Origin of the sequence: Streptomyces mayonensis (assembly GCF_018982965.1) — a bacterium.
Lineage (GTDB): Bacteria > Actinomycetota > Actinomycetes > Streptomycetales > Streptomycetaceae > Streptomyces > Streptomyces mayonensis.
Genome location: NZ_JACBYP010000015.1, coordinates 25,118 through 51,767, shown reverse-complemented (window position 1 = coordinate 51,767; position 26,650 = coordinate 25,118). Strand labels below are relative to the sequence as shown.

Annotated in this window: 22 protein-coding genes, 1 tRNA gene and 1 pseudogene; 14 read left to right on the top strand and 10 right to left on the bottom strand. The window is 73.9% G+C overall.

The genetic code is table 11. The features are described from left to right. Nucleotides 1-37: 37 nt before the first annotated feature. The 4 genes and pseudogenes from murJ to HZS56_RS08425 form a co-directional block, all read right to left on the bottom strand. Nucleotides 38-1,807 (bottom strand): annotated as a pseudogene (gene murJ, locus HZS56_RS38070) (murein biosynthesis integral membrane protein MurJ); the annotation flags it as partial. Next, the gene (locus HZS56_RS08435) at nucleotides 1,804-3,123 is read right to left on the bottom strand and encodes an O-antigen ligase family protein (RefSeq protein WP_216720111.1); all 1,320 of its coding nucleotides are present in this window, start codon (nucleotides 3,121-3,123) and stop codon (nucleotides 1,804-1,806) included. The gene HZS56_RS08435 and the pseudogene murJ, both read right to left, overlap by 4 nt. 32 nt (nucleotides 3,124-3,155) lie before the next feature. Beyond that, nucleotides 3,156-4,673 carry an exopolysaccharide biosynthesis polyprenyl glycosylphosphotransferase gene (locus tag HZS56_RS08430; protein WP_216720070.1) on the bottom strand — a complete coding sequence of 506 codons (1,518 nt, stop codon included), beginning with the start codon at nucleotides 4,671-4,673 and terminating at the stop codon, nucleotides 3,156-3,158. Then, nucleotides 4,670-6,196 (bottom strand): glycosyltransferase family 4 protein, encoded by a 1,527-nt coding sequence (locus HZS56_RS08425; RefSeq protein ID WP_253913930.1) that lies wholly within the window; start codon nucleotides 6,194-6,196, stop codon nucleotides 4,670-4,672. The genes HZS56_RS08430 and HZS56_RS08425 overlap by 4 nt, the downstream gene beginning before the upstream one ends. A gap of 299 nt (nucleotides 6,197-6,495) precedes the next feature. Between HZS56_RS08425 and chpG the strand changes: the two genes are divergently transcribed. The 6 genes from chpG to HZS56_RS08395 all read left to right on the top strand — a co-directional run bounded on the left by chpG (nucleotide 6,496) and on the right by HZS56_RS08395 (nucleotide 10,610). Continuing rightward, nucleotides 6,496-6,735 carry a chaplin ChpG gene (gene chpG, locus HZS56_RS08420; protein ID WP_216720069.1) on the top strand — a complete coding sequence of 80 codons (240 nt, stop codon included), beginning with the start codon at nucleotides 6,496-6,498 and terminating at the stop codon, nucleotides 6,733-6,735. Nucleotides 6,736-7,011: 276 nt separating this feature from the next. After that, entirely contained in the window at nucleotides 7,012-7,815 is an 804-nt protein-coding gene (locus HZS56_RS08415) for a hypothetical protein (RefSeq protein WP_216720068.1), read from the top strand. Nucleotides 7,816-8,140: 325 nt separating this feature from the next. Further along, nucleotides 8,141-8,431, top strand: a complete 291-nt coding sequence (locus HZS56_RS08410; protein WP_216720067.1) for a hypothetical protein — start codon at nucleotides 8,141-8,143, stop codon at nucleotides 8,429-8,431. A gap of 54 nt (nucleotides 8,432-8,485) precedes the next feature. Next, the gene (locus HZS56_RS08405; RefSeq protein ID WP_216720066.1) at nucleotides 8,486-9,001 is read left to right on the top strand and encodes a hypothetical protein; all 516 of its coding nucleotides are present in this window, start codon (nucleotides 8,486-8,488) and stop codon (nucleotides 8,999-9,001) included. Between the two features lie 135 nt (nucleotides 9,002-9,136). Beyond that, nucleotides 9,137-9,760, top strand: coding sequence for a tyrosinase cofactor (locus tag HZS56_RS08400; protein WP_216720065.1), 624 nt, complete (start codon nucleotides 9,137-9,139; stop codon nucleotides 9,758-9,760). Beyond that, complete coding sequence (locus HZS56_RS08395; RefSeq protein WP_216720064.1) at nucleotides 9,744-10,610, top strand: tyrosinase family protein; 867 nt, start codon at nucleotides 9,744-9,746, stop codon at nucleotides 10,608-10,610. The genes HZS56_RS08400 and HZS56_RS08395 overlap by 17 nt, the downstream gene beginning before the upstream one ends. A 75-nt stretch (nucleotides 10,611-10,685) precedes the next feature. Here HZS56_RS08395 and chpF read toward each other — a convergent pair whose 3' ends face one another. Then, nucleotides 10,686-10,961: a chaplin ChpF gene (gene chpF / locus HZS56_RS08390; protein ID WP_216720063.1), complete on the bottom strand. Its 276-nt coding sequence runs from the start codon at nucleotides 10,959-10,961 to the stop codon at nucleotides 10,686-10,688. 300 nt (nucleotides 10,962-11,261) lie between these two features. On the opposite strand from chpF, the gene HZS56_RS08385 reads away from it, so the two are divergent. Next, the gene (locus HZS56_RS08385) at nucleotides 11,262-11,897 is read left to right on the top strand and encodes a DUF2087 domain-containing protein (protein ID WP_216720062.1); all 636 of its coding nucleotides are present in this window, start codon (nucleotides 11,262-11,264) and stop codon (nucleotides 11,895-11,897) included. Nucleotides 11,898-11,946: 49 nt separating this feature from the next. On the opposite strand, the gene HZS56_RS08380 is transcribed toward HZS56_RS08385, so the two are convergent. The 4 genes from HZS56_RS08380 to HZS56_RS08365 form a co-directional block, all read right to left on the bottom strand. Next, nucleotides 11,947-12,912 carry a D-2-hydroxyacid dehydrogenase family protein gene (locus HZS56_RS08380; protein WP_216720061.1) on the bottom strand — a complete coding sequence of 322 codons (966 nt, stop codon included), beginning with the start codon at nucleotides 12,910-12,912 and terminating at the stop codon, nucleotides 11,947-11,949. Between the two features lie 328 nt (nucleotides 12,913-13,240). Further along, a complete protein-coding gene (locus HZS56_RS08375) occupies nucleotides 13,241-14,581 on the bottom strand; it encodes an FtsX-like permease family protein (RefSeq protein WP_216720060.1) in 1,341 nt (446 codons plus the stop codon). 3 nt (nucleotides 14,582-14,584) lie between these two features. Beyond that, entirely contained in the window at nucleotides 14,585-15,409 is an 825-nt protein-coding gene (locus HZS56_RS08370; RefSeq protein WP_216720059.1) for an ABC transporter ATP-binding protein, read from the bottom strand. 172 nt (nucleotides 15,410-15,581) lie between these two features. Next, a tRNA-Arg gene (locus HZS56_RS08365) sits at nucleotides 15,582-15,657 on the bottom strand. A 322-nt stretch (nucleotides 15,658-15,979) separates the two neighbouring features. Between HZS56_RS08365 and HZS56_RS08360 the strand changes: the two genes are divergently transcribed. The 7 genes from HZS56_RS08360 (at nucleotide 15,980) to HZS56_RS08330 (ending at nucleotide 25,445) form a co-directional block, all read left to right on the top strand. After that, nucleotides 15,980-17,587 carry a dynamin family protein gene (locus HZS56_RS08360; protein ID WP_216720058.1) on the top strand — a complete coding sequence of 536 codons (1,608 nt, stop codon included), beginning with the start codon at nucleotides 15,980-15,982 and terminating at the stop codon, nucleotides 17,585-17,587. 3 nt (nucleotides 17,588-17,590) lie between these two features. Beyond that, a complete protein-coding gene (locus HZS56_RS08355) occupies nucleotides 17,591-20,077 on the top strand; it encodes a GTPase (protein WP_216720057.1) in 2,487 nt (828 codons plus the stop codon). 175 nt (nucleotides 20,078-20,252) lie between these two features. Further along, the gene (locus HZS56_RS08350; protein WP_216720056.1) at nucleotides 20,253-20,738 is read left to right on the top strand and encodes a single-stranded DNA-binding protein; all 486 of its coding nucleotides are present in this window, start codon (nucleotides 20,253-20,255) and stop codon (nucleotides 20,736-20,738) included. 330 nt (nucleotides 20,739-21,068) lie between these two features. Beyond that, complete coding sequence (locus tag HZS56_RS08345) at nucleotides 21,069-22,499, top strand: Cys-Gln thioester bond-forming surface protein (protein ID WP_216720055.1); 1,431 nt, start codon at nucleotides 21,069-21,071, stop codon at nucleotides 22,497-22,499. Between the two features lie 130 nt (nucleotides 22,500-22,629). Then, on the top strand, nucleotides 22,630-24,294 hold the full coding sequence (gene ettA, locus HZS56_RS08340; RefSeq protein ID WP_216720054.1) for an energy-dependent translational throttle protein EttA: 1,665 nt from the start codon (nucleotides 22,630-22,632) through the stop codon (nucleotides 24,292-24,294). 6 nt (nucleotides 24,295-24,300) lie between these two features. Further along, nucleotides 24,301-24,747: an acyl-CoA thioesterase gene (locus HZS56_RS08335; protein WP_216720053.1), complete on the top strand. Its 447-nt coding sequence runs from the start codon at nucleotides 24,301-24,303 to the stop codon at nucleotides 24,745-24,747. Beyond that, nucleotides 24,744-25,445 (top strand): DUF8185 domain-containing protein, encoded by a 702-nt coding sequence (locus tag HZS56_RS08330; RefSeq protein ID WP_216720052.1) that lies wholly within the window; start codon nucleotides 24,744-24,746, stop codon nucleotides 25,443-25,445. The genes HZS56_RS08335 and HZS56_RS08330 overlap by 4 nt, the downstream gene beginning before the upstream one ends. Nucleotides 25,446-25,468: 23 nt before the next feature. On the opposite strand, the gene HZS56_RS08325 is transcribed toward HZS56_RS08330, so the two are convergent. After that, on the bottom strand, nucleotides 25,469-26,596 hold the full coding sequence (locus tag HZS56_RS08325; protein ID WP_253913928.1) for an ABC transporter ATP-binding protein: 1,128 nt from the start codon (nucleotides 26,594-26,596) through the stop codon (nucleotides 25,469-25,471). Nucleotides 26,597-26,650 lie beyond the last annotated feature (54 nt).

Below are 26,650 nucleotides of genomic sequence, written 5' to 3'. Positions count from 1 at the left end.
TGGGGACGGGCATGGGACCGGCAGGAGGACGGACAGGACGACCGGCGCGGAGACGGCGGAGACGGCGGGGGCGGCGGTGCCGCTGCGGCGCGGCGCCGAGGAGCCGGACACGCAGGGCCAGGCAGAGGAGGCCGTAGACGCCGCCGACGGTCGCCGCGCCGACGGCCAGCGAGGCACCGGGGGCGGCGATCCGGCCCCCGGCCAGTGCTCCCGCTCCGGTCGCCAGCGCCGCCGCCGGTACCAGCCGGCCCAGGTCGCCCAGGATCCGCGGCACGCGGACCGGGACGCTGCGCGGGCCCATCCCGGCGAGCAGCAGGGCGGCGGTGACGGTGATGCCGGCGGCGTTAGCGGCGGCGATGCCGGTCACGCCCCACGGGCCGACCGCGCAGGCGCCCGCACCGGCGGTGGCGAGGATGCCGGCGGCCATCGCGGCCGGCGGGTACCAGGAGGCGCGGCCCGCGGAGAAGTACGAGCGGGCCAGGGCGCCCACCACGGTCTGCCCGAGCAGCCCGAGGGCGTACACGCGCATGACGCCCGCGGTCGCCGCCGTGTCCGCGGCCGTGAACGCACCGCGCTGGAAAAGCACTTCGACGATGCGCGGCGCACAGGCCACGACCGTCGCCGCACCGAGCAGCACCAGACAGGCCGCCAGCGTCACGTCCCGCTCGACCCGGTCGCGGGCCCGTTCGGTGTCGCCGTCGGCCAACGCGCGGGCGACCACCGGGAAGGTGACCGTGCACAGCATCAGTGACAGCGTCATCGGGATCTGGGCCACCTTCTGCGCGTAGTTCAGGTGCGAGATGGCGCCCGCGGGAAGCCCGGCGGCGAGGAAGCGTTCGATGAGGACCTGGGACTGCCGGCACAGCGCGAAGAGCAGGACGGTGGTGAACAGGGCGAGGGCGAGGGGGTGCGCCCGGTCCGCGGCGCCGGTCGGCCGCCCGCCGCGGTGCCCGGTCCGCGGCCCGCGCTCCCGGCGCCGCAGCTGCCGCAGCAGCGACGGAAGCTGTGCCGCCACCATCAGCAGGCCGCCCACCGCGACCCCGGCCGCCGCCGAACGCACCCCCCAGCGCCCGCCGAACACGAACATCGCGGTGATGATGCCGGTGTTGTAGGCGACGTAGATCGCCGCCGGTGCCAGGAACCGCCGGTGCGCGCGCAGCGCGGCACTGCAGTACCCGGCGAGTCCGAAGCTGACGACGCAGGTGGCGGTGAGCCGGGTGCAGTCCACTGCCAGCGCGTGGTCGGGCAGTCCGGGTGCGAGGGCCCGGACCAGCGCCGGAGCGGCGGCGGCGACCAGCGCACCGGCCGCGGTGAAGGCCAGCGCCAGCCGGGGCAGGGTCGAGGCGACCAGCGCCCGGACCGGATCGCCGAGGGCGCCCTGCGCGCGGTGGGCCAGGGCCAGGCTGAACATCGGCACCAGGGCGAAGGCCAGCCCGTCCTCGATCAGCAGCGTCGCCGCGAACTCCGGCACCGTCCACGCCACCAGGAAGGCGTCCGTCTCGCTGCCGGCCCCGAACAGCCGGGCCAGCGCCTGGTCCCGGACCAGCCCCAGCACCGACCCGGCCACCGACAGCACGGCGGTGAGCAGCGCCGCCCGAGCCAGGAAACGCCCCGAGGAGCGGCCCTCGGAAAGGGGGACCGCGGTGTCCGGTGCCGCGGTCCGGGTCGGTGGAACGCCTGCCGCGCCGACATCGTGCGTACGACCTGACCCGCCACCAGCATCGGCACCACCTGCCCCGGCCGTATCGGCCGTATCGCAGGCACCACCCGCCGCCCCGCCCGTCGTGCGCGGCTCGGTCGCCGTCACCGACCCGGCACCCCCTGCGCGGTGGACCCCAGCGCCCACCAGGCCGCCAGACCGAAGCACACCGCCGTCAGCACGGTCGAGGGCCCGCCGATGTCGGCGTAGGCGAAGTCGGTCAGCTGCCACACCAGCAGCCCCACGGCGACGAGCGCGCAGTCCGGCGCCGCCCCCCGCTCACGCCGCACGGCACGGAGCCTGCGCAGCCCCAGCACGAGCAGCGCCAGCCAGCTCCCGGCGAGCGCGAGCAGCCCGACAAGCCCCTGCTCGGCCAGGACCAGCAGGTACATGTTGTGCGGGGACAGCAACGGCTGCCTGTGGTACCCGGCACCGGCCCCGTCGGTCTCGCTGCCCGAGGACAGCGCCAACGAGGCGTATGCGTCACGGTGTTCGGGAAAACCCTTCAGCCCGACACCGGTCAGCGGCCGCTCCCGCCACATGCCGGCCGCCGCCGCCCACATCGTGTAGCGGTCGGTCACCGACTGGTCGGGGGCGTCGGCGACCTGCGTGATGCTGCCGACCCGCTCCTGGAGCAGCGCCGTACCGACCCCGAAACCGCCCACCAGCACCACCGCCGCCGCGACCACCGCTGCCCCCACCGCCAGGGCCCTGCGCACCCCCGCGAGCAGCAGCTGCACCGCGCACGTCACCGCCGTCGCGATCCAGGCACCGCGGCTGAACGACAGGGCCAGCGGCAGCAGCAGGGCGAGCGCGCACCCGGCGGCGAGCAGCCGCTGCCGCACCGGAGCCCGGCCCAGCGCCAGCCCCACCGCGCAGACCAGCCCCAGGGAGACGACGGTCGCCATCCCCATCACGTCCTGCGGGCCGAAGGTGCCCACGGCACGGATCGGCTCGCCGCGGTAGGAGGCGCCGGACCCGGTGACGTACTGGTGCACGCCGACGGCGCCCTGCCACACCGCCAGACCCACCGTCGACCACGTGAGCAGCCGCACGTCGGCCCGGTCGCGGACGAGCAGCAGTACGGCGGCGGGGACCAGGACGAAGACCTGGAGGTACCGTCCGAGCCCGGAGAGCCCGGCGCCCGGAGACACGGCGCCCGCGGCGGCGACGGCCAGCCCGAGCACCGGCAGGCCGAGGACCACGGCCGCCGTACGGGACAGGGGGCGCCGCCGGTCCCGTACCAGCCGCAGCGCGCAGTACAGCACCGCCAGCCCGGAGACCGCGTCGGCCGGGTGCGCACCGCCCCCGCCCCCCGGCGCGACGGGCAGGGCGAGCAGCGCGACGACCGCGGCGACGGCCAGCACGGGCGGCGGCAGCCGCCGTACGCGCCCGGCGGACGGCGGGTGCGCGGGCGGGGACAGGTACGGATGCAGGGTGTGGCCGCTCACCGCGTTCAGCTCCCCGTGGGACGCACGAGCGCGGCGGCCGTGCGCAGCAGGATGCAGACGTCCTGCCACAGCGACCAGTCGTCGATGTAGGCGTTGTCGAAGCGGGCCCGGTCCTCGATGGAGGTGTCACCGCGCAGCCCGTTGATCTGGGCCAGGCCCGTGATGCCGGCCGGTGCCCGGTGGCGGGCGGCGTAGCCGGGGTAGGTCCGGCTGAACTGCGCCACGAAGTAGGGGCGTTCGGGCCGCGGTCCGACCAGGCTCATGTCGCCCCGGAAGACGTTCCACAGCTGGGGCAGTTCGTCGAGGGACGCACGCCGCAGGAAGCGGCAGAACCACGGCATCCGGTGGTCGCCGGCCACGCTCCACCGGGTCGCCGACTCGTGCTCGTCGGCCGGGCGGTGGGTGCGGAACTTCAGCAGCGTGAACGCCGCGCCGTCCCGGCCGATGCGCTCCTGCCGGAACAGGACGCCGGGACCGCCCACCGCCCTCAGCACCGTCGCGCAGGCCAGCAGCAGGGGGCCGAGCAGCAGCAACAGCAGGCCGGACACCGTCACGTCCAGCGCCCGCTTGCCCGCGCCGCCCGGCCGCCGGGTGAGCGGCTCCAGGGGACGGCAGGAGAACCCGGCGATCCGGATCCGGTGCCGGGAGGGGGCTTCGTCGGCGTACGCGTGGGGACGCGGATCCGGATGCGGGTAGGCCTGCGGGTCGGCGGCGAGTTCCCACACCGTGCAGCCCGACTCGGCCAGCGTCCGCAACAGCGCCGCCTGCCGGGGCCGTACCGCGGGATCCACGGCCAGGACGTCCCGCACGCCGTTCTGCACGACCGCCCGCCGCGCGTCCTCGGCCGTGGACAGCACGGGCAGGACCAGGCCCGGGCCCGGGCCCGTGGTGCCGGCCGGGTCGTCGGTGACGATGCCGACGGGACGTACCCCGCAGCCCGGGTGGCGCAGCAGCGCCGACGCCACGCCCTGCGCGGTCGCGGCGCCTCCGACGACGAGGGCCGCGCGGGGACGGTTCGACAGCGCCGTACGGCGTCTGCGGTGCACGGCGCCCCGGCCGGCGCAGCCCGACGCCGCGTGCAGGAGGAAACCGGCGAGCAGGGTGCGGGCGGACAGCGCGTGCGCCGGGGCGTACGCGGCGACGAGCGCCGCCAGTGCCAGCCAGACCACTGCGATCCGGGCGCACAGCGCGGGCAGTTCGTCCAGCACGCCCGAGGACGGCCGGGCGGCGGCCGGGTGCGGGCCCCGTCGGCGCAGCAGCAGCGACACGCCGACGAGCAGGGCGGTGAGCAGCGGCTGGTGCGGGGTGCCGGTGAGGACCAGCGAGCCCGGCAGGGCGGCCGTGCCGTCCGCGACGAGCAGCGGCAGTGTGGAGTCCGGCCGTGCGGCGGTGCGCCGGTCGGGCGTCGGACCGGTCCGGGCGCCGCCCGGAGCACCGGCCCGCTGCGGCAGTACCGAGACGGGGGACGGTCCGAGGCCCCGCGGCTCGCCGGCGGGGGTGGGAACGGTGCTTTCCGCGGTCACGGGTGGGTGGACTCCCTGCACTCGAAGGGCACGACGGCCGGCCGCGCGTCGTCGGGGACCGGTCGCCTTACCGCCGGCCGGGTGCCGGGCCGGTCCGGGTGCCGCCCGGCCGACGGCGTGTCGTCGGAGACGGCCGGACGCCCCACGGTCGGCCGGGTGCCGGTGAAGGGGGAGGACGGTCCGTCCGGTTGGGTGCCGGTGTGGGGCGAGGGTCGTCCGTCCGGTTGGGTGCCGGTGTGGGGCGAGGGCCGTCCGTTCGGCCGGGGGCCGGCGAGTACGGCGCCGTACAGTCGCGCGACCGCCGTGGCCGTGTGCCGTACGTCGTGCGCGGAACGGACGTGGGCGCGGCCCGCGCGGGCGAGGGACGCGCGCAGGGACGCGTCGAGCAGGAGGCCGGTGACCGCCTCGGCCAGGGCTTCCGGGGCCTCGGGCGGCACCAGGCAGTGCGGTGCGAGTGCGGGCGGCAGAGCCTCGCGTGCACCGTCCACGTCGGTCACCACCACGGGGCGCCCGCAGGCCATCGCCTCCAGCGGGGCCAGCGCCATGCCCTCCCAGCGCGACGGCAGGACGACCAGGTCGGCGGCCCGGTACCAGGCGGCGGGGTCGGCCACGGCACCCGTGAACAGCACGGACGCCGCGGAGTTCCGGTCGTGCGGCGCCGGGGTGCCCGGGTCGCCGAGGAAGCCGTGCGCCGACGCCCGTCCGGTGAGCACGGCCCGGTCGGGACCGTCGCCGGCCAGGACCAGGCGGGCGTCCGGCACGCGCGCGAGCACCGACTGCCACGCGGACAGCAGGACGTCCTGCCCCTTCTGCCGGCAGAGCCGCCCCACGCAGACCACCAACGGGGCGTGCGGACCGAGGCCGTGGCGGAGCCGTACGCCCTGCGCGCCGTCCGGGTCCGGGTCCGGGTCCGGGTCGGGATCGGGGCCCGGTGCTGTGTCCGGTTCGGGGCCCGGGCCGGAGTCCGTGTCGGGCCCGGCGTGGAAGCGGGTCGTGTCGACGCCGTTCGGAACCACCGCCCAGCGCCCGCGGATCCCGGCCCGCGCCCCGCGCAGCCGCTCCGCCTCGCTGACGCACACCGTGCGCGCCGCCCACCGCGCGCCCCACCGCTCCCAGCCGAGCGCGAGGACGCCGGCGGGCCCGCCGACCGCCTCGAACGACCAGGCGTGCGGCTGGAACACGGTCGGGATCCGGCCCCGTACGGCGAGCCGCGCGGCCAGACCGGCCTTGGCGCTGTGGGCGTGCACGAGGTCGGGCCGCACGGCGTCGATCACGCGGGCGAGCCGCCACACCTCGGCCGGGAGCGCCACGCCCGGAGAGCGCGTCGCCGCCCAGGGCCGCACGTCCGCGCGCAGGGCGCGGAGCCGGTCGGCGAGACCTCCCTCGGGGCAGGCGACGGCGACGCGCAGTCCGGCGGCGAGCTGAGCCTGCGTCAGGTCCGTCACGACCTGGGCGACCCCGCCGTCCACCGGCTGGGTGATGTGCAGAACCCGGGGCCGTAAGCCGATCGGTGGCAGGTGCATACGCGTTTCCTCGCGCGACAAAGGGGCGCAACAGGGAGGTGGCAGGGGGCGCAAAAGGGGCGTGGAAGAGGGCGTGACGGGGGTGCGGGAGGCGTGAGAGGGGTGGTGTCGAACGGTGTCGGACTCTAGCCGCTATCCGTACTAATACGGTGAAACGGGGTAAGTGTGTTGGATTTGTGAATGCCGGTGTCCGGCGACATCACCCCTTTGGCGGCACAACTCCTCTGTGCGCCACGCGTTGACACTGCGCCGGGCACCCCCGCCCGGATGTATGTCGCAACCCCAAGGAGCACTTCTCCATGTCGCGTATCGCGAAGGGCCTGGCCCTGACCTCCGTCGCCGCCGCCGCGGTGGCGGGCACCGCCGGTGTCGCCGCCGCCGACAGCGGCGCGCAGGCCGCCGCCGCCCACTCCCCGGGCGTCCTGTCCGGCAACGTGGTGCAGGCCCCGATCCACATCCCGGTCAACGTCTGCGGTAACACCATCGACGTCATCGGCCTGCTGAACCCGGCGTTCGGCAACGAGTGCGAGAACGACTGACGTCGGCTCGCGACTGCTCGCACCGGCCGTCCGTACCGCGGTTCCTCCGCGAGCGGGCGGCCGGTTCGCGTTGCCGCACGGACGGCGGTGTGCTGCCCCGAATGGGGGGTCCGGGCGCCGACACGGCCCGCGGACCTTGACAGGGCATCTCACCAGGTAAGACACGAAGGGCGGGAAAGGCGGCCGGGTGCACCGGGTGACTGCTCGGTTGCAGAGCGCCGGGGCCGCTCCCACGGTGGGCACAAGATCCGACGCGCCACCGAAAGGAACCCCCTCATGCGTCTGCCCGCACGGCGAATCGCCACCTCCGCTCTCTGCGCCGGCCTGCTGATCGGTCTCTCGGGACCGGCGGTGATGGCGGCCGATGGCGAACCGGTCCGGGAACGCACCCACGCGGCGTCCCTCGCTCCCCTCCCCGACGCCGAGGAACTGCAGAGCCAGGTCGGCAGCCTGGCCGGCCTGGGCGACCTGCTCACGCCGGTCACCGACATGCTCGAGGCGATCCTCAAGGCCGACGACGGCCAGCTCTCCGCCACGGACGCGGACAAGCTCTCCGCCGCCGTCAAGGACGCCCTGGCCAAGGCCGACGCCGAGGACACGGACGCCGGCACCGCGGCGACCACCCCCGGCACCACCACGCCGGCCCAGCCGCCCGCCGTGACCGCGCCGGACGCCGACACTCCGGTGACGCTGCCCGCGCCCGTCACCGCGCAGAGCGACGACACCGCCGCGGCCGCCTCCGACCTCACGGCCACCGCGTACGCCGATCTGCAGAAGCGGGTCGACGCCCTGACCGAGGCCACCACCGCCGGTGACGCCGCGAAGGTGAGCCCGGCCGTGAAGGAGGTGGTGAACGGCCTCGTCAACGTGGTCGCCGCCACGCTGGTCGGCAACGGCCTCCCCGCCGCGGACCTGGCCGGCCTGCCCGGCGTGCCGACCGCGCCGGAGGCCACCACTCCCGAGGGCACCACTCCGGAGGCAACGACTCCGGAGGCAACGACTCCGGAGGCCACGACTCCGGAAGCCTCCGCACCCGAGGCGGCCGTGCCCGCGAACCCGCTGCCGGCGGACCCCTCCTGACCTTCCGGGTCGTTCCGCGTTGTTCAGGGTCGTTCCGGGCCGTTCCGGTCCCGATCGCTCCGGGGGCGAAACCGGGCCAATACCGGGCCAATACCGGTGCGATCCCGGGCCGTTCCCGGCCGTTCCCGGCATCCTCGTGCAGGCGTCACGGGTCGTCGTGCCTCCCTCCCGGAGGCGCGGCGGCCCTTTCCGCTTTTCGGGAAATCTCGGCTCCGGAGATCTCATATGTCTTCCGGACGGCGGAGTTTCCGGGTCCCGGGCAGATCGTTGGGCTGAGCGTCAGCATTCTCTCCGGCGATCACGGGTCGCCGAAGAAAGGAACACGATGAAGTCCCTCAAGGCCGCTGCCGTCGTCGCGGGTTCCCTGGTCGCCGCCGGTTCCGCCGTGCCCGCGTTCGCCTACGACGCCTCGGACGCCGCCGCCCTCACGCCCACCAGCCTCAACGGCGCCGTCAACGCGCTGACGGCGGAGCCCATCGACATCATGCCGCTCAAGCACCAGTCGGACGCGCTCAACACCGAGAACAAGGACTCCGTGCTGCACACCGTGAAGGGCGCGACCGCCGACCTGAACTCCAAGGGCGGCCTCCTCGGCGGCCTTCCGCTGGGCGGCTGAACCACCTCTCCCTTCACCGTTTCCCCCGCATTGTCGAAAGGGACCGTGCCTGACATGAAGCCGACCACCAGACGAAACCTGGCCGCCGTCGTCACCGGTGTGGCAGCCGCCCTGGGGGCGGCCGCGACCCCGGCCGCCGCGGCCGGCGCGGTCCCCGTGCCGGTGCCGCTGGACGGCGCGGAGACCGCCCTCGGAATGGAGCTGCCGGAGGTCACGGGTGCCCTGCCCGTGCCGACCGCGGGCGCGCCCGAGGGGCCGCAGTACGTCGAGGGCCGGCTGCTGCCCGAGCGGACGCTTCCGCAACTGCCGGTGCGCGCCGGCCTGCCCGGCGCCGACGTGCGCCAGCCGCTGCCGCGCCTCCTCGGCGACGACTTCGACCACGCCGCCCTCGACGCCCCCGCCGCCGAACTGCGCACCCTGGCACCGGGCCTCTCCCTGGACGCCCCGCTCACCGCGCCGAACCCCGAGGCCCTCGGCCTGCCGTCCGCCAAGCTGCCCGAGGCGGGCGTGCTCACCCCCGCGGTGCAGACGGTCCCGGTGGCCGACCTGGGCGTCGGACCCGGGCTGTAACTGCGGGCTGCAGCTCCCGCGCCGGCCCCGTTCTCCCCGGCGCGGCCGTGCTCCGACTGGCCCTGCGGACAGTGACCGCGGGGCCCGCGGTGCGGTTAGCGGTGCGAACCACCGGAACCGGACGAGGAGCGAGTCATGGTCGTCAACACGGGCGTGCCGGCGAGCGGCGCGGGTCACGGGAGAGCGCAGGCGCCGTCCCAGCGGGAGGCACAGGGGGAGACACCGGCGGAGGCACAGGGGGATACACCGGAGGAGGCGCAGGGGGAGACCTCGGCGGGTGGCGGGCCGGTGTCCGGCACGCGGCGGCAGATGATGCGGGGGCTGCTCGCCCCGGCCCTCGCCGTGACACTGGTGCCGCTGGTCGCCGCATCCCGGCCCTCCCGGGCCGAAGCCACCGCCGGGGGAACGGGACCCGGCCGCCCCGAGCCGCGCACCGCCGAACGGACCGGGCAGGCCGAGGGCGCCGCGTTCGACGAGACCTACCGCGGCCGGCGCCTCCGCGGGGTCCGGTCCGCCACGGGGCGGGCCGTCGGCGCCGACACCTGGCACGTCACCGTGGACGGCCGCCCGCTGCACCTGATGCGCCGCGCCGACGGCAGCTGGCTGAGCATGGTCGACCACTACCGCTCGTACCCCACCCCGCTGGCCGCGGCCCGCGGTGCCGTCGACGAACTCGGCCCCGGCGAGCACCTGCGCGACACGCCGGCCTCCGCGGGACACGACCACCACACCGGGGGGCGGCATGGCGTACACGCGTAAGGACGTCAGCACGCTGACCCGCGCCGAGAAACGACGGTTCGTCAACGCGCTGCTGGAGATCAAACGACGCGGCGAGTACGACGAGTTCGTGCGCACCCACATCGAGTACTACGTCTCCGACGGCGAGGACGGCCTGCGTACGGCGCACATGGCACCGTCCTTCCTGCCCTGGCACCGCCGGTTCCTGCTGGACCTGGAGGAGGCGCTGCGCCGGGTCGACTCGTCGGTCACCGTGCCGTACTGGGACTGGACGAAGGACCGCGGCGCCACGTCGACGCCCTGGACCGCCGACCTGCTGGGCGGCACCGGACGGCGCTCCGACCACCGGGTCACCACCGGCCCCTTCGCCCACGCCGAGGGCAGGTGGACCATCAAGGAGAACGTCACCGACACCGAGTACCTCACCCGGGACCTCGGACGTGCGGCCGACCCCATCGACCTGCCCTCCAAGAGCGACCTGGAGTGGGCGCTGGACGACGCGACGTACGACACCTCGCCGTACGACTCCACGGTCCGCAAGGGGTTCCGCAACAAGCTGGAGGGCTGGGGCACCGGCCGGGGCAGCGTCTCCTGGCGCAACCACAACCGCGTGCACCGCTGGGTCGGCGGGGCCATGGTCGGCGGCGCCTCCGTCAACGACCCGGTGTTCTGGCTGCACCACGCCTTCGTCGACCTCCAGTGGTCGCGCTGGCAGGCCCGCCACCGCGGCGCCCGCTACCTCCCCGCCGAGCCGCCCGGCCGCGGCAGCGCGCAGCGCGGACGGATCGTCGCGCGGCACGAGAAGCTGCCGCCGTGGGACGTGACGCCCGACGAGCTGGAGGACGTCGGCCGGATCTACCGGTACGCCTGAGCGGCGCCGGTACGGGTACGGGAAGAGCCCCGGCCACGGGGCCGGGGCTCTTCGGTCTTCCGAGGGCCGGCGGGTTCAGCCGCCGTAGCCACCGCCCTTGTGGGCGTCGTCGTCGCCGTTTTCGCAGGCGTTGCCGAAGGCCGGGTTCAGCAGGCCGATGACGTCGATGGTGTTGCCGCACACGTTGACCGGCACGTGCACCGGGACCTGGACGACGTTGCCCGACAGGACGCCGGGCGAACCGACGGCCGCGCCCTGCGCGCCCGCGTCCGCCATGGCCATCCCGGTGCCGCTGAGCGCCACGGCACCGGCGCCGAGGGCGACACCGGCGGCCTTCGCGATGCGAGACATCACGTTCTCCTTCTGACTCGGGGAGCACGACGGCAGGACGCGCCGCCGCACTGCCGGTTCAACGCACCTGGTCGCAGTGGGTCACGGGGAAAGCGCGTGGATCACCCGTTTCGAACGAGAGGGCGGGACGGGCGGACGGGACGGGCGGGCGCAACGGAGGGCGGAACGGGCGGGGACGCGAGGGCGGCACGGCAGCGTCAACGGCAGGGGCAACGGCAGAGGCAACGGCAGGCTGAACGGTGCGCAGGGAAGGAAAAAAACCGTTCCTCTGCGCGCCGGGCCGTCCACTAGCCTCCCGGCATGTCGAAGGACTCGAACGAACCTGCCGGCCTGTCCGCCCACGCATCCCCCGGGACCGACGCGCTGTCCGCCGCGGCCGCGCTGCCCGGACTGTTCGCCGAGGAGAGCCGGGTGCGCGCCTTCGCGGCCGTGGCGCTGGGCGCGGGCGACGCCGTGCAGGTGGCCGGGACGGCCGGACTCTCCGCGAAGGAGGCGGCGGGCGCGCTGCGCCGGCTGCGGGAGCACGGCGTGGTGACCTCCGGCGGCGACGGCCGACTGGTCGTCGCCCACGACCGCTTCAGGGAACTGGCACGTACGGCCCGCCCCGCGGCCCAGGCGTCCGGCACCTCCGGGGCGCCCGGCGGCGACCGGGACGGCATGATCCTGCGGACCTTCGTCAAGGACGGGCGGCTGGTCCGTCTCCCCGCGCGCTGGACGCGCAAGAAGGTGGTGCTGCGGCACATCGCCGAGCAGACCTTCGCCCCCGGCGTGGAGTACCCCGAGCGCACCGTCGACGGCAAGCTGCGGGCCTGGTGCGAGGACGGGGAGGTCGACCATGTGACGCTCCGGCGCCATCTGGTGGACTTCGGTCACCTGCGCCGGAGCGGCGGAAGCTACTGGCACCCCTCGGAGCCCGCCCGCGCGGGAACCGCCTGACCGCCCAACCGCGTGACTGCTTGTCCTGCGGCTCGGTCCACGACTTGGCTTACGACGCGGGCAGCCGGCGTACGGGAGAACCGGCGAGGTAGGCCTGGATCGCCTCGACCGCCTGGCCGTAGTAGGTGGCGTAGTTGGCCTGCGAGACGTAGCCGACGTGCGGCGTGGCGAGCAGGCGCGGGGCGGTGCGCATCGGGTGCCCGGCGGGCAGTGGCTCGGTGTCGAAGACGTCCACGCCCGCGCCCGCGATGCGGCCCTCGTGCAGTGCGGCGAGCAGGGCCTCCTGGTCGACGATCGCCGCGCGCGAGGTGTTGACCAGGTAGGCGGTCGGCTTGAGCAGGGCCAGTTCGGCGGGGCCGAGCAGGCCGCGGGTGCGTTCGCCGAGGGCCAGGTGGACGGAGACGAAGTCGGCGGTCCTCAGGAGCTCTTCCTTGGAGGGGGCCAGTTCGACGCCGACCTCGTCGGCGCGCTCGCGGGTGAGGTGCCGGCTCCACGCGCTCACCCGCATGCCGAAGGCGAGGCCCACGTGCGCCACCCGGCTGCCGATCTTCCCCAGGCCCAGCAGCCCGAGCCGGCGGCCGTGCAGGTCGGCGCCCACGGTCTGCTGCCAGGGGCCGCCCTCCCGCAGCCCGTTGCTCTCCCGGACGAGGCCGCGGGCCAGGCCCAGCAGCAGGGCCCAGGTCAGTTCGACGGGCGGGGTCGACGAGGAGGCCGTACCGCACACGGTGACGCCGTGCGCCTCGGCGGCGGCGTAGTCGATCACGCTGTTGCGCATGCCGGAGGCGACGATCAGCCGCAGCCGGGGCAGCCGGGCCAGCAGTGAGCCGGGGAAGGCGACGCGTTCGCGCAGGGTGACCACGATGTCGAAGTCGGCGAGCGCGGTGGCGAGGGCGTCCTCGTCGGGGAAGTGGGAGTCGAAGGACACGACGTCCACCTGCCCGGCGACCGGCGACCAGTCCGCTGCCTCCGTCGCCACCTGCTGGAAGTCGTCGAGTACCGCGCAGCGCAGTCGCACGTCGTCCGGTCCCTTTCGCAGAGCGGTCAGTGGCACACCCGGCGGGGCGCCGGTGAGCAACACCCCGGCGGGGCGCGGCGCCCAAGGTACAACGGCCCGGACCGCACGCGGCCCCCGAGGCCACGCCGTACGCCCGGCGGCCCGGCGGCCTCCCCGACGGCCGCGCAGGCCCGGACCCGCTGCGCGCTGCCTTGCCGCGACGGCCCGCGTCGCGTACGGCCGCCTCATGCACGGTCGCCTCACGCGGGCGTGCGCGTCCCGCGTCCCGCGTTCCGCAGGTCCGGGCCGCACGCATCGCGCGTCGCGTACGGCCCGGACGGCGCACGTGTCAGGTGGTGACCGCCACTGCCCGGACCGCCGGTGCGCGCAGCGTGCGCCGGGCCGTCACCACGCTGGTGGCCAGCGTCGCCGCGGCGGCGACCGCCACGATGCCCAGCCACGTCCCCAGTCCCTGCTCCGGCACGAACGCGGAGGCGCGCACCGAGCTGAACGGCAGGATGCCCGCCACGGCGGCCACCGTGCCGAGGAGGACGCCGGACACCGTGAGCACCAGGGCCTCCACGCCGACCATGCCGAGGACCTGCGCCGGCGTCGCCCCGGCCAGGCGCTGCTGGCCGAACTCCCGGCGGCGGTACGAGGTCGCGGCGTACAGGCTGTTGATCAGCATGATGCAGGAGAAGACCACGATGATGCCGACCACCGTGAGGTTGAGGGTCTCCAGGTTCTTGTCCTCGACGGAGCGGGTGAGGCCCGAGGCCTCGATCGCGTCGTTCTCGATGGACTGCATGTACAGCGTCCCGGTCGCCATGCCGGTGAACAGGACCAGCGGCATCAGCACGCCCGACAACTCCGTGGCCCGCCGCCGCATGTTGTGCACGGCCAGCTGACCGCTCGCCCCGAACACCGCGCCCAGCGGCCGCTCCAGCCGGTCGAGGAGGACGCGCAGCAGCCCCGGTGAGAAGACGGCGAGGCCCACGGAGAGCAGGATCGCGCCGTACGCGGGGGCCGCCATCAGCGCGGGATCCGTGGCGTCGAACAGGAACGTGGTGCACACCGCGGCCCCGCCGAGGACGAGCGCCGCCCGTCCCCCGAACCTGCGCCACCGTCCGGAGGCGGCCCTGGCCGTCCCGGCCGCGGCCCTCGTCGCCCGGTGCACCGCGAGGAAGGCGGCACCCATGGAGGCCGGTACGGTGACCCCGAACCCGGCCGCCACCGCGACCGGCCCGAACACGTGGTCCACGTCCTGCGCGACCTGGCCGCTGTCCTGGAAGCCGGTCAGCAGGGCCTGTCCGCCGAGCAGGGCCGGGCCGACGGCCAGCAGGGTCGCCACCACGGCGACCGCGGCGGCCTCGCCCAGGACCATCCACCTGATCTGCGCCGGGGTGGCGCCGGCGCTGCGCAGCAGGGCGATCTCCTCGTCGCGCTGCCGGACGTTGACGGTCAGGGTGGAGGCGACGGCGAAGAACACCAGCAGGGTCCCGTAGCCGCCCACGACGCCCGCGGCGAGGCCGAGCGTCTCGGAGCTGACGTCGTCGACGCCCGGTGCTCCCGCGGTGTCGTGCAGGGAGTTGAACGCCATGATGATCGCGGCGCCCAGGAACGCGGCGAGCAGGGTGGCGCCGAAACGCCCGGGACGGTGCCGGACGGAGCGCACGGCCAGGGAGAACACGGCTCACACCTCCAGACCGGCGGTGTCGGCCGCGGAAGCGGCGTCGCCCAGGTGCGCGAGCCGTTCGGCCACGGCGTCCACGGTCGGGGCGGTCATGTGCCCGGCCGGCCGTCCGTCCGCGAGGAAGATCACGGAGTCGGCGTACGAGGCGGCCACCGGGTCGTGCGTCACCATGACGACGGTCCGCCCGTGCAGCCGCACCGCCCCCTGCAGCAGCCGCAGCACGTCCCGGGCGCTGCGCGTGTCGAGCGCCCCGGTCGGCTCGTCGGCGAAGACCACGCTGGGCTCGGTGACCAGCGCGCGGGCGATGGCGACGCGCTGGCGCTGGCCGCCGGAGAGCTGGTCGGGCAGGGCGTCGAGACGGCCGCCGAGACCGACCTGGGTGAGGATCTCCCGGGCGCGGGCGCCGTCCACACGCCGCCGGGCGAGCCGGAGCGGCAGCACCGTGTTCTGGGCCACGGTGAGCGTGGGCAGCAGGTTGTACTGCTGGAAGACGAAGCCGATGCGCCGGCGCCGGAACCTGGTCAGGGCCGCTTCGCTGCCGCCCGTCATCTCCTCGCCGTCGACCATGACCGTCCCGCTGTCCGGCCGGTCGAGCCCGGCCGCGCACTGCAGGAGCGTGGACTTGCCGGAGCCGGACGGCCCCATGACGGCGGTGAAACTGCCCGCGGGCAGGCTCAGGCTCACCCGGTCCAGCGCCGTCACCGCCGCATCCGCGGCGCCGTAGACCTTGCGCACCCCGACCAGGCGCAGCGCCTCGCCGCTCCGCGCCCCCTCGGACCTCTCGGGCCCTGCGGACCCCTTGGACCTGCTCGTACGTCGAGACATCGTCCGTCCCCCTCCATCCGTCCTCGGGCGCCCACTGCGCCACGCCCAGAACGCTAGGGACCACGGCCGCGCGGCACACTGGGGAGGAGACCCGAGCAGGGGGTGGTGTTGGCTACACCCGGCCCCGGTGCTCCGGACAGCAAAAAAGCCCTCCCGAGGGGAGGGCGGAGACTGGCGCCCCCGGCAGGACTCGAACCTGCGGCCAAGCGCTTAGAAGGCGCCTGCTCTATCCACTGAGCTACGGGGGCCTGGTGTGGTGGCCTGTGTCCTGGTTCCCTGGTGTGGGCCGAACCGGAACGTTGCCGGGGACAAGGATAAGGCTCCCGACTCCGTGTCCCTGTTGCCGCGTCCCCGCACCTCGATGTGGAGGTTCGGTGAAGCGATGTCGATAATCGCAGGCAGGTACGAATCGTGCATCGCTTTTGAGCGCTCAAGCATCGGGTGTTGTGCACTCGTTATGCCTGGACCGCCCCAGCGCCCCAGTAGTCCCTTCCCTCCCGGAGTGTCCGGTCGGCGCGCAGACATGCTCATATGCTTCAGAATTCCCCTAAAATTGGGCATTCTTCCCATGTGGTGACCTTGGACGTACGGCCTCAGCTGCTCGACGCACTCTCCGCGCTGCGCGACCGTGTCGCGGCCGCACGCTTCCCGCTGCCCCTGGCGGGGGCTCCACGCGCGCGTGCCAACCGTGACGAACTGCTCGCCCAGCTCGACGACTACCTCGTGCCACGCCTGAAGGAGCCGGAGGCTCCCCTGCTGGCCGTAGTGGGCGGGTCCACCGGTGCCGGGAAGTCCACCCTGGTGAACTCCCTGGTGGGACGCCGCATCAGTGAGGCGGGCGTGCTGCGGCCCACCACCCGGACGCCGGTGCTGGTGTGCCATCCGGAGGACCATCACTGGTTCAGCGGCATGCGGGTACTGCCCGACCTCACGCGCGTGTGGGTGCCCCACCGCGACCCCGACGACGACCTGCTGCTGCCAGGCGAGAACCCCGCGCGCGTGCTGCGCGTCGAGACCGCCGACACCCTGCCGCCCGGCGTGGCCCTCCTGGACGCACCCGACATCGACTCCCTCGTCGCCGACAACCGCGTCCTGGCGTCCGAGCTGATCTGCGCCGCCGACATCTGGGTGATGGTCACCACGGCCGCCCGGTACGCCGACGCGGTGCCCTGGCACCTGCTGCGCACCGCCAAGGAGTACGACGCCACCCTGGTCACCGTGCTCGACCGGGTGCCCCACCAGGTGGTGTCCGAGGTGTCGCGGCAGTACGCGGCCCTGCTCACCAAGGCCGGGCTGGGCGACGTACCCCGCTTCACCGTGCCCGAACTGCCCGAGTCGGCCTGGGGCGGCGGGCTGTTGCCGGCCAGTGCCGTGGCTCCGCTGCGGGCCTGGCTGGTGCACCGGGCGCAGGACCTCGATGCCCGGCACCACACCATGGCCCGTACGGCGCACGGCATCCTGGACTCGCTCCGGTCCCGGATGCCCGAACTGGCGGGCGCCACCGCCGCGCAGTACGCCGCCGCGCTGCGGCTGACCGCCGCGGTCGACGGGGCGTACGACGGCGAGCACGCGCGCGTGCGGGGCCGGTTGCAGGCGGGCGCGGTGCTCGCCGGGGACGCGCTCAAGCGCTGGCGTGCCTTTCCTCTCGACTGCACCCCGGAGGAACTCCTCGACTCGCTGGTGGAGAGCCTGACTTCGCTGCTGCTGTGCGCCGTCACCGCCGCCGACGAACGCGTCGACGAGGCGTGGCGGAAGGAACCGGCGGCCGACGCCACGGGACTCGCCCACCGCGACCCCACCCCGGAGAGCGCCGAGCACCGCATCGGGATGGCCGTACGGCGCTGGCGCCGCGAGTTGGAGGAGTACGCCGAGGACGAGGTGCGCGAGCTGGACCGGAACCTGGCGCCCGACCCCGGCGTGGTGGCCGGCCTCGTCGCCACCGTGCTCCTGGGCGGGCGGCGCGGGCGTGTCGCCGGGGAACGGCTCGCCGAGCGGATCGGGGCCCACGGCGCGCTGCGGCTGCGCGACCGGGGCGGGCGGCTGCTGAACGAACACGTCGACCGGGTCGTGCACGTCGAGCGCGAGCGCAGGCTGGCGCCGCTCGACGGCCTTGAGGTGCATGCCGAGCCGCAGGCCGAGCTCATCGCCGCGCTGTCCGTACTGCAGAAGGAGAGGTGACCGGTGACCGCCGTCACTGACCAGGACCCCACCGAGCACACCGACCACACGACGGAGGAGGGCGGGACGGAACCGGGGGGCCGCGCGTCCCGTGTGTCCCGCGCATCCGACGGAGACCGCGCGGAGCAGACGGACCGCGTGGAGCGGACGGACCGCGCGGAGCAGGCGGACCGCGCCGAGCAGGTGGAGCAGATGGAGCAGGCGGAGCAGGCGGGCGACGTGGTCCACCGTGACCGTGCGGATCAGATGGACCGTACGGACCGTATGGATCAGATGGGCCGTATGGACCGTTTGGACCGTATGGGTCGGACGGACCGTACGGACTCTACGGGTCGGATGGACCGGGCCGACCGTGCGGATGCGGCGGGCGCGGAACCGGCGGGCCACCCTGCTCCCGGCCGGACGGACAGGCACCTCCATCAGCACCCCGGGAACGGCCGGACGGCGGAGGCGACCGGCGGCGGCAAGCGGGAGGCCGCCGCCCCTGGCGCCCCGGCCGAGGGCGTCGGCGGGGACACGGGCGGGGGCGACGGAGACGGCGCGCGTCCCCGTTGGCGCGACGGTGAGCGCGCACGCGGTCTCCACGCGCGCGTGCGGGACGTCGCGGCGTCCCGCCGCACGGCCCGGGACACGGGCGGGGACCTGGACCGCGAGCCGGGCCGGGAGCGTGGCCGTGACGGTGACCGGAACCCCGACCGCGCGGCCGACGCGAGGGGCGACGGCGTGCCGGGGAACGGCGTGTCGGGGAACGGCGGAGTGCCGGGGGACGGCGAGGGTGCCTGGGGCGACGGGCTGATCGCGCGGCGGGTGGACGAGAACGGCGCGGCGGAGCAGTACGCCGTACTGCCGAGCCGGCCGCCCTCCGCCTCGGCCGCCCTGATGCCGCTCGCGTACGACGGGAACCTCAGGTCGCGGCTGGACGCGCTGCGCGAGCTGGTCGGGCTCTCCAGGGCCCGGCTCGACGGCGGGACCCTGGCGGAGGCGGGCCGGGTCCTCGACGAGGCCGCCGCGCGGCGCAGGCTCTCCGGCCGGCACACCGTCGTCGCCATCGCGGGCGCGACCGGCAGCGGCAAGTCGCAGCTGTTCAACACCCTCGCCGGGGTGACGATCTCGGAGACGGGCGTGCGCAGGCCCACCACCGCCGCGCCCATCGCGTGCAGTTGGAGCGACGGCGCGGCCAGCCTCCTGGACCGGCTCGGCATCCCCGGCAGACTGCGCCGCCGCCCGCTCCAGCACCCCGACTCCGAGTCGCCGCTGCGCGGCCTCGTCCTGATCGACCTGCCCGACCACGACTCGGCGGCCGTGCAGCACCGCGAACAGGTGGACCGCATCCTGGGCCTCGTCGACGCCGTCATCTGGGTCGTCGACCCCGAGAAGTACGCCGACGCCCTGATCCACGAGCGCTATCTGCGGCCGATGGCGGGCCACGCGGAGGTCACCTTCGTCGTGCTCAACCAGGTCGACCGGCTGCCCGGCGAAGCCGCCGACCAGGTCCTCGACGACCTGCGGCGCCTGCTCGACGAGGACGGCATCGCGCTGGGGGAGTACGGCGAACCCGGCGCGACGGTGCTCGCCCTGTCCGCCCTCACCGGGGACGGCATCGGCGAACTGCGCGAGAGCCTCGGCCAGTTCGTCGCCGAGCGGCAGGCACCGGCCCGGCGTATCGCGGCCGACGTGGACGCGGCCGCCCGGCGCCTGCGGCCCGTGTACGTCACCGGGCGGCGTACCGGGCTGAGCGAGGAGGCACGCGAGGAGTTCGCGGACCGGCTCGCGGACGCGGTGGGCGCCACCGCGGCGGGTGAGGCGGCCGAACGCGCCTGGCTGCGCAATGCCAACCGGGCCTGCGGCACGCCGTGGCTGCGGCTGTGGCGCTGGTACCACGACCGCCGCGAACCGGCCACGGGGCGGCTCTCGCTGCGCGCCCAGGCGGACGAGGAGGCCACCGCGCGGCAGCGCGTCGAGCACGCGGTGCGCACGGTGTCCGACCGCGCGTCCGCCGGACTGCCGGCGCCCTGGGCACTGGCGATGCGCGAGGCGGCCGTGCGAGGCGCCCACGGGCTGCCGGAGGCGCTCGACGAGCTGGCGGCGCGCACGGGACTGCCGCCGGGCCGGCCGCCTCGTCCGGGCTGGTGGCCGGTGGCCGTACTGGCCCAGGCGTCGATGACCCTGCTCCAGGTGCTGGGCGGTCTGTGGCTGCTGGGCCAGATCGTGGGCTTCATGCCGCCGAACCTGGGTGTGCCGGTGTTGATGATGCTGGCCGGGATCGTCGGTGGCCCGCTCATCGAGTGGAGCTGCCGCATGGCGGCCCGCGGCCCGGCCCGCCGCTACGGTCACGAGGCGGAACGCCTGTTGCGGGAGGCGGCCGCCGGGTGCGGCCGGGCCAGGGTGCTGGATCCGCTGGCGGCGGAACTGCTGAGGTACCGCGAAGTGCGGGAACAGTACGGGCGGGTCACCGGGGTGGGGGCGGGGACGGGCGCCGCGGCAAGGTAGGCGCGGCACGGCAATCACCCGCAAGGGTGACGGAGTTGTCCACAGCCGCGAGGCCGGTCCACAGCCCCCAGCGGGTTCGGCCGGAACGGAGGAGTCTGACCTCACGGCGATCGCGACGGACGCGGTCGCCACGGCAGCCGTACGGGAGGGGCCCGTACGGGAGGGAGGACTCGCGATGAATGACACGATGATCTGCGCCGTGGGCAACGTGGCGACGTCACCGGTGTTCCGGAACCTGGCGAACGGGCCGTCGGCGCGCTTCCGACTGGCCGTCACCTCGCGCTACTGGGACCGGGAGAAGAGCACCTGGACGGACGGCCACACCAACTTCTTCACGGTGTGGGCCAACCGGCAGCTCGCCGGCAACGCCTCGGCGTCACTGGCGGTGGGCGACCCCGTCGTCGTGCAGGGCAGGCTGAAGGTGCGCACGGACGTGCGCGAGGGGCAGAACTGGGCCTCGGCGGACATCGACGCGGTGGCGATCGGCCACGATCTCTCGCGCGGCACGGCGGCGTTCCGGCGCACCGGCCGGGCGGAGAACTCGGTCTCACCACCGCAACCGGAGCCCAACTGGGAGACGCCGGCCGGTGAGCCGGAAGCCGTGTCCGCCGCCCCGGCCGCCCCGGCCCCCGAACCCCTGCCGGAGCCGGCGGCGGTCTGACCGGGCGCTGAACGGGCACTGGCTCCGGCACTGACGGGACACTGGCTCGGGCACTGACCGGGAACTGGCTCGGGCGGGTTGCCGGGAACTGGGCGAATCACGGCTTATCGGCGAATGCGCCCGGACGAACCCGGGTGGATTTGTCGATAAGCCCGGCTCACCTGCCCGTTCGGCGATAACGATTCCGATTCGGATCACTGTGCGAACCGGCATCGTCGGCGGTCGCGGTCCATCAGGTCCTTAGGATGCCGAACGAGCCCTGTGGGGCTGCTGCTTCTGCCGGTGGGACCGTCCCCCCGTTCCAACGGGTCCTGCTCGAAGGGTGATGTGGTGTTTTCTTCGCACGTTGTGTCGTCTCTGCCCGGCCGAGGAGTGGCACGTGTCGCCGTCGCGGTGCTGGTGTCCGCGCTGGCCGCCACCGGCGTGCTGACCGGTGCGGGACCCGCCGCCGCGAAGGGCGAGGCGCATGGCCAGGGCGGGGCGACGGCGACCATGGGCGGCCTCAAGACCTACGGCACCGCGATCGTCCACGACGACGAGTTCAACCAGGAAGTGTCGGCCGGCCTGTTCGAGATGTCGGTCGAGGGCGGCGGCACGCTGCAGACGTACTGCGTCGACATCCAGAACCCGACGCAGAAGGACGCCAAGTACCAAGAGACGCCGTGGAGTGGCACCTCGCTGGGCACCAACAAGGACGCCGGCCGCGTCCGCTGGATCCTGCAGCACGGCTACCCGCAGGTCAACGATCTGGCCGAGCTGGCGAAGAAGGCCGGCGTCAGCGGCGGTCTCACCGAGCAGGACGCGGCGGCCGGCACTCAGGTCGCCATCTGGCGCTACTCCGACCACGCGGACGTCGAGGCCGTCGACCCCGAGGCCGAGCGGCTCGCGGACTACCTGGAGAGGAGCGCACGCGACAGCACGGAGCCGGCGGCGTCCCTCACCCTCGACCCGCCGGCCGTCTCCGGCCACCCCGGTGAACGGCTCGGCCCGGTCACGGTCCGCACCAACGCCGACGGCGCGACCGTGGCACCCCCGGTGGATGCCGGCACCAACGGAGTACGCGTCGTCGACAAGAAGGGCGAACCGGTCACCGAGGTCACCGACGGTGCCCAGGTCTTCTTCGACGTGCCCGAGGACGCGGCGGCCGGCACCACCGAGCTGACCGTCCAGGCGTCGACCACCGTCCCGGTGGGCCGCGCCCTCGCCTCCGAGAGCCGCAGCCAGACCCAGATCCTGGCCGGCTCCAGCGAATCCACGGTCTCGGCGACGGCAACCGCCACCTGGGCCGCCGACGGAGCGATACCCGCCCTGTCCGCGGAGAAGAACTGCGCCGAGGGCGGCCTGGACATCACCACGGCCAACAAGGGCGACGAGCCCTTCACGTTCGAGCTGCTGGACACCGAGTACACCATCGCGCCGGGCGAGACCCGGACGGTGACGGTTCCCCTGCCGGAGGACCGCGCCTACGACTTCTCCATCCGCGGCCCGGCCGGCTTCGAGCAGCGCTTCACGGGCGTCCTCGACTGCCGCACCAAGACCGCCGCCCTGGCCGACGCCACCCACACCCTCACCGAACCGGCCCCCTCCACGCCCGTCACCACCCCGACCCCCGAGGACACCAACCTCGCCGACACCGGAAGCTCCGGAGCCACACCCCTGATAGGCGGCGCGGCCATCGGCCTGGTGGTCATCGGCGGCGCGGTCCTCCTGCTCCTCCGCAAGAAGCAGGGCCAGGGGCAAGGTCAGGGGCAGGGCCAGTAGGGCGCGTAGGACCTCGTAGAAACCCCAGGTCAGAGCCGCCGCCTCAAACGGGTTTCCGCCCAGGGGTGGCGGTGCGGCAAGATGGGGTGTATCTGCCCACCTGCCTGATCAAGCTGCCGGACGGTTTCTCTTGGCTGAGTTCATTTACACCATGCGCAAGGCGCGCAAAGCGCACGGCGACAAGGTGATCCTCGACGATGTCACCCTGAGCTTCTATCCTGGCGCGAAGATCGGTGTGGTCGGTCCGAACGGGGCCGGCAAGTCGACCGTTCTGAAGATCATGGCGGGCCTCGAGCAGCCGTCGAACGGGGACGCCTTCCTGTCTCCCGGCTACACCGTGGGCATCCTGCTCCAGGAGCCCCCGCTGAACGAGGACAAGACCGTCCTGGAGAACGTCCAGGAGGGTGTCTCCGAGGTCAAGGGCAAGCTCGACCGGTTCAACGAGATCGCCGAGCAGATGGCGACCGACTACTCGGACGCGCTCCTCGAGGAGATGGGCAAGCTCCAGGAGGAGCTCGACCACGCCAACGCCTGGGACCTCGACGCCCAGCTCGAGCAGGCCATGGACGCGCTGGGGTGCCCGCCCGGGGACTGGCCGGTCGCGAACCTCTCCGGTGGTGAGAAGCGGCGTGTGGCGCTGTGCAAGCTGCTGCTCGAGGCGCCCGACCTGCTGCTTCTCGACGAGCCGACGAACCACCTCGACGCCGAGTCCGTCAACTGGCTGGAGCAGCACCTCGCCAAGTACGAGGGCACCGTCGTGGCCGTCACCCACGACCGGTACTTCCTGGACAACGTGGCCGGCTGGATCTGCGAGGTCGACCGCGGCCGCCTGCACGGATACGAGGGCAACTACTCCAAGTACCTGGAGACCAAGGCCACCCGCCTCAAGGTCGAGGGCCAGAAGGACGCCAAGCGGCAGAAGCGGCTCAAGGACGAGCTGGAGTGGGTGCGTTCCAACGCCAAGGGACGGCAGGCCAAGTCCAAGGCCCGCCTCGCGCGGTACGAGGAGATGGCCGCCGAGGCCGACAAGATGCGGAAGCTGGACTTCGAGGAGATCCAGATCCCGCCGGGCCCGCGGCTCGGCAACGTCGTCGTCGAGGTCAGCAACCTCAGCAAGGCGTTCGGGGAGAAGGTCCTGATCGACGACCTCTCCTTCACGCTGCCGCGCAACGGGATCGTCGGTGTCATCGGCCCCAACGGTGCGGGCAAGACGACCCTGTTCAAGATGATCCAGGGGCTCGAGGAGCCGGACTCCGGCGACATCAAGGTCGGCGAGACCGTCAAGATCTCCTACGTCGACCAGAGCCGCGAGAACATCGACCCGAAGAAGTCGCTGTGGGCCGTCGTCAGCGACGAGCTGGACTACATCAATGTCGGGCAGGTCGAGATGCCTTCCCGCGCCTACGTCTCCGCCTTCGGGTTCAAGGGGCCCGACCAGCAGAAGGCGGCCGGTGTCCTCTCCGGCGGCGAGCGCAACCGGCTGAATCTCGCCCTCACCCTCAAGCAGGGCGGCAACCTGCTGCTCCTCGACGAGCCGACCAACGACCTCGACGTCGAGACGCTCTCCAGCCTCGAGAACGCCCTGCTGGAGTTCCCCGGCTGTGCCGTGGTCGTCTCCCACGACCGGTGGTTCCTGGACCGGGTCGCCACGCACATTCTCGCCTACGAGGGCGAGTCCAAGTGGTTCTGGTTCGAGGGCAACTTCGAGTCGTACGAGAAGAACAAGGTCGAGCGGCTGGGTCCCGACGCCGCCCGCCCGCACCGCGCCACCTACAAGAAGCTGACCCGGGGCTGACTGATCTTGCGGCACATCTACCGCTGCCCACTGCGCTGGGCGGACATGGACGCGTACGGCCACGTCAACAACGTGGTCTTCCTCCGCTACCTGGAGGAGGCCCGTATCGACTTCCTGTTCCGCCCGGAGAAGGACTTCAAGCAGGGGTCCGTGGTGGCACGCCATGAGATCGACTACAAGCGGCAGCTCGTCCACCGGCACCACCCGGTCGACATCGAGCTGTGGGTCACGGAGATCAGGGCCGCCTCCTTCACCCTCACCTACGAGGTCAAGGACGGGGACGTCGTCTACGTCCGCGCCTCGACGGTGATCGTGCCGTTCGACTTCGAGGCGCAGCGGCCCCGGCGGATCACCGCCGACGAGCGGGAGTTCCTCCAGGAGTACGCGGACGACGCGGACGACGCAGACGACGCGGACAAGGCGGACGGCAAGGAGGAGGCCGTCGCCGCATGACGGCGCTCCACCTCGCCGACGAGGGGGAGGCCGCGGATCTCGCGGCCTTCCTCTCCCGGCTGCTCCACTACGACCGTTCGGCCGCCGTGCGCCTCCAGGCGGCCGGTACCGCCCTCGCCGTCTTCGGACGGCCGCCCTCCTTCGAGGTGCTGGCCGTGCGGGCGGTTCGCCTCGCCAAGCCGTACGAGGACGGGCTCGACGTCGCGCTGGACGTGACCGTGTCCGCCGGTGAGCTGCTGGAGGGCGTGGACGAGCGGGCGGCCACCGCCCGTGTTCCCGCCTCGGTGACCGGACCGCCGTGGGCCGGGGTGCTGCCTCCGCGCGGCGGATGGCGGGCCGAGGAGGGGCTGCCCGCCCCGGACGCCCTGCGCGCCCTGGTCGCCGCCGCGGTGGCCGAGTTCCGTGCGCGTACGGCGGAGCTGGCCGCCGAGGCACGGACGCGGACCGAGCTGGACCGGATCGGGCGGGAGATCTGGTCCCGGACCGTCGGCGACACCGGGCTGCCGGTGCGGGTCGTGCATGCGGCCCAGTCGCTCGGGTTCCTGCGGCCCCCCGGGGCGCCGGGCTCCCGCGAGGAGGCACCGAAGCTGTTCTCGTCGGGCGCGTGGCTGCGGCTGCGTACGCCCTTCGGGTCCGTCGCCCTGCGGCGGACCGGGACGGGGGCGGGCATCGGAGGGCTGAACCTCAGCGTGCGCTGAGGTCGCGCCCCGGGGCGGGCGGTTCAGCCGCGGGTCCCTCCTCCGGTCCTGTCGCTCCCGCCGTCTCCGCCATTCCCGCTGTCTCCGCTGTCTCCGCCGTCTCGGCCGTTCCCGCCTTGCCGGCCGTGTTCGCTGTCGTCCGGGCGTACGGCGATGTGGTCCGACTCCAGTTCCAGGGCGACGCGCTCGCGCATGCCGAGGGCGGCGGTGTAGTCGGCGGGCAGCTGGAGCCGTCCGGCGCGGTCGAGCATCGCGTACTCGCGGGCCACCACCGTCTCGTGGCCGGTCGCGGCGTCCACCTCGCTGCGGCGCAGGACCTCCGTGGAGGTGCGGCCGTCCCGGATGGCGACCGTGCGGCGGACCTCGCCGGCCACCGCCTGGTCGTGGGTGACGATGACGACGGTGGTGCCGAGGTGTTCGTTCGCGGTGCGGAAGGCGGCGAAGATCTGTTCCGCCGTGTGGGAGTCCAGCTCGCCCGTCGGCTCGTCGGCGAGCAGCACCGACGGATTGTTCGCGAGGGCCACGGCGGTCGCCACACGCTGCTGCTGACCACCGGACAGCTGTCCCGGACGGCGGTCACGGCAGTCGGCCACGTCCAGCAACTCCAGGAGCTCCAGGGCGCGTTCGGCCCGTGCCCGGCGGCCCTTCGTGTGCCGGGAGCCGGACAGCTGCAGGGGCAGGGCGACGTTCTGGGCCGCCGTCAGGTAGGGCAGGAGGTTGCGGGCGGTCTGCTGCCAGACGAAGCCGACGACCTCGCGGCGGTAGGCCAGGCGGTCCTTCGCGGTCATCGCGAGCAGGTCGCGCCCGGCCACGCGGGCCGCACCGGCGGTGGGAGCGTCCAGACCGGCCAGGATGTTCATCAGCGTCGACTTGCCGCTGCCCGACGCACCCACGAGCGCCATCAGCTCGCCCTCGCGGACCAGCAGGTCGAGGCCCTGCAGGGCCTGCACCTCCACGCCGTCCGCGCTGAAGATCCGGACCAGGCGGTCGCAGGTGATCAGTGCGTCGTGACCGTAGGCGGGCCGGTCGCGGGAGGCGGCGGCGCGGTCGGCCAGCTCGGCGAGTGTCGGATCCGCCGATGCCGATGCCGATGCCGATGCCGATGCCGATGCCGATGCCGACGATGGCGATGGCGATGCCGATGACGTCATCGTGGTCGTGCCTCCTGCCTGGGGTTCATCGTGCCTTCTGCCCGGGGTTCAGCG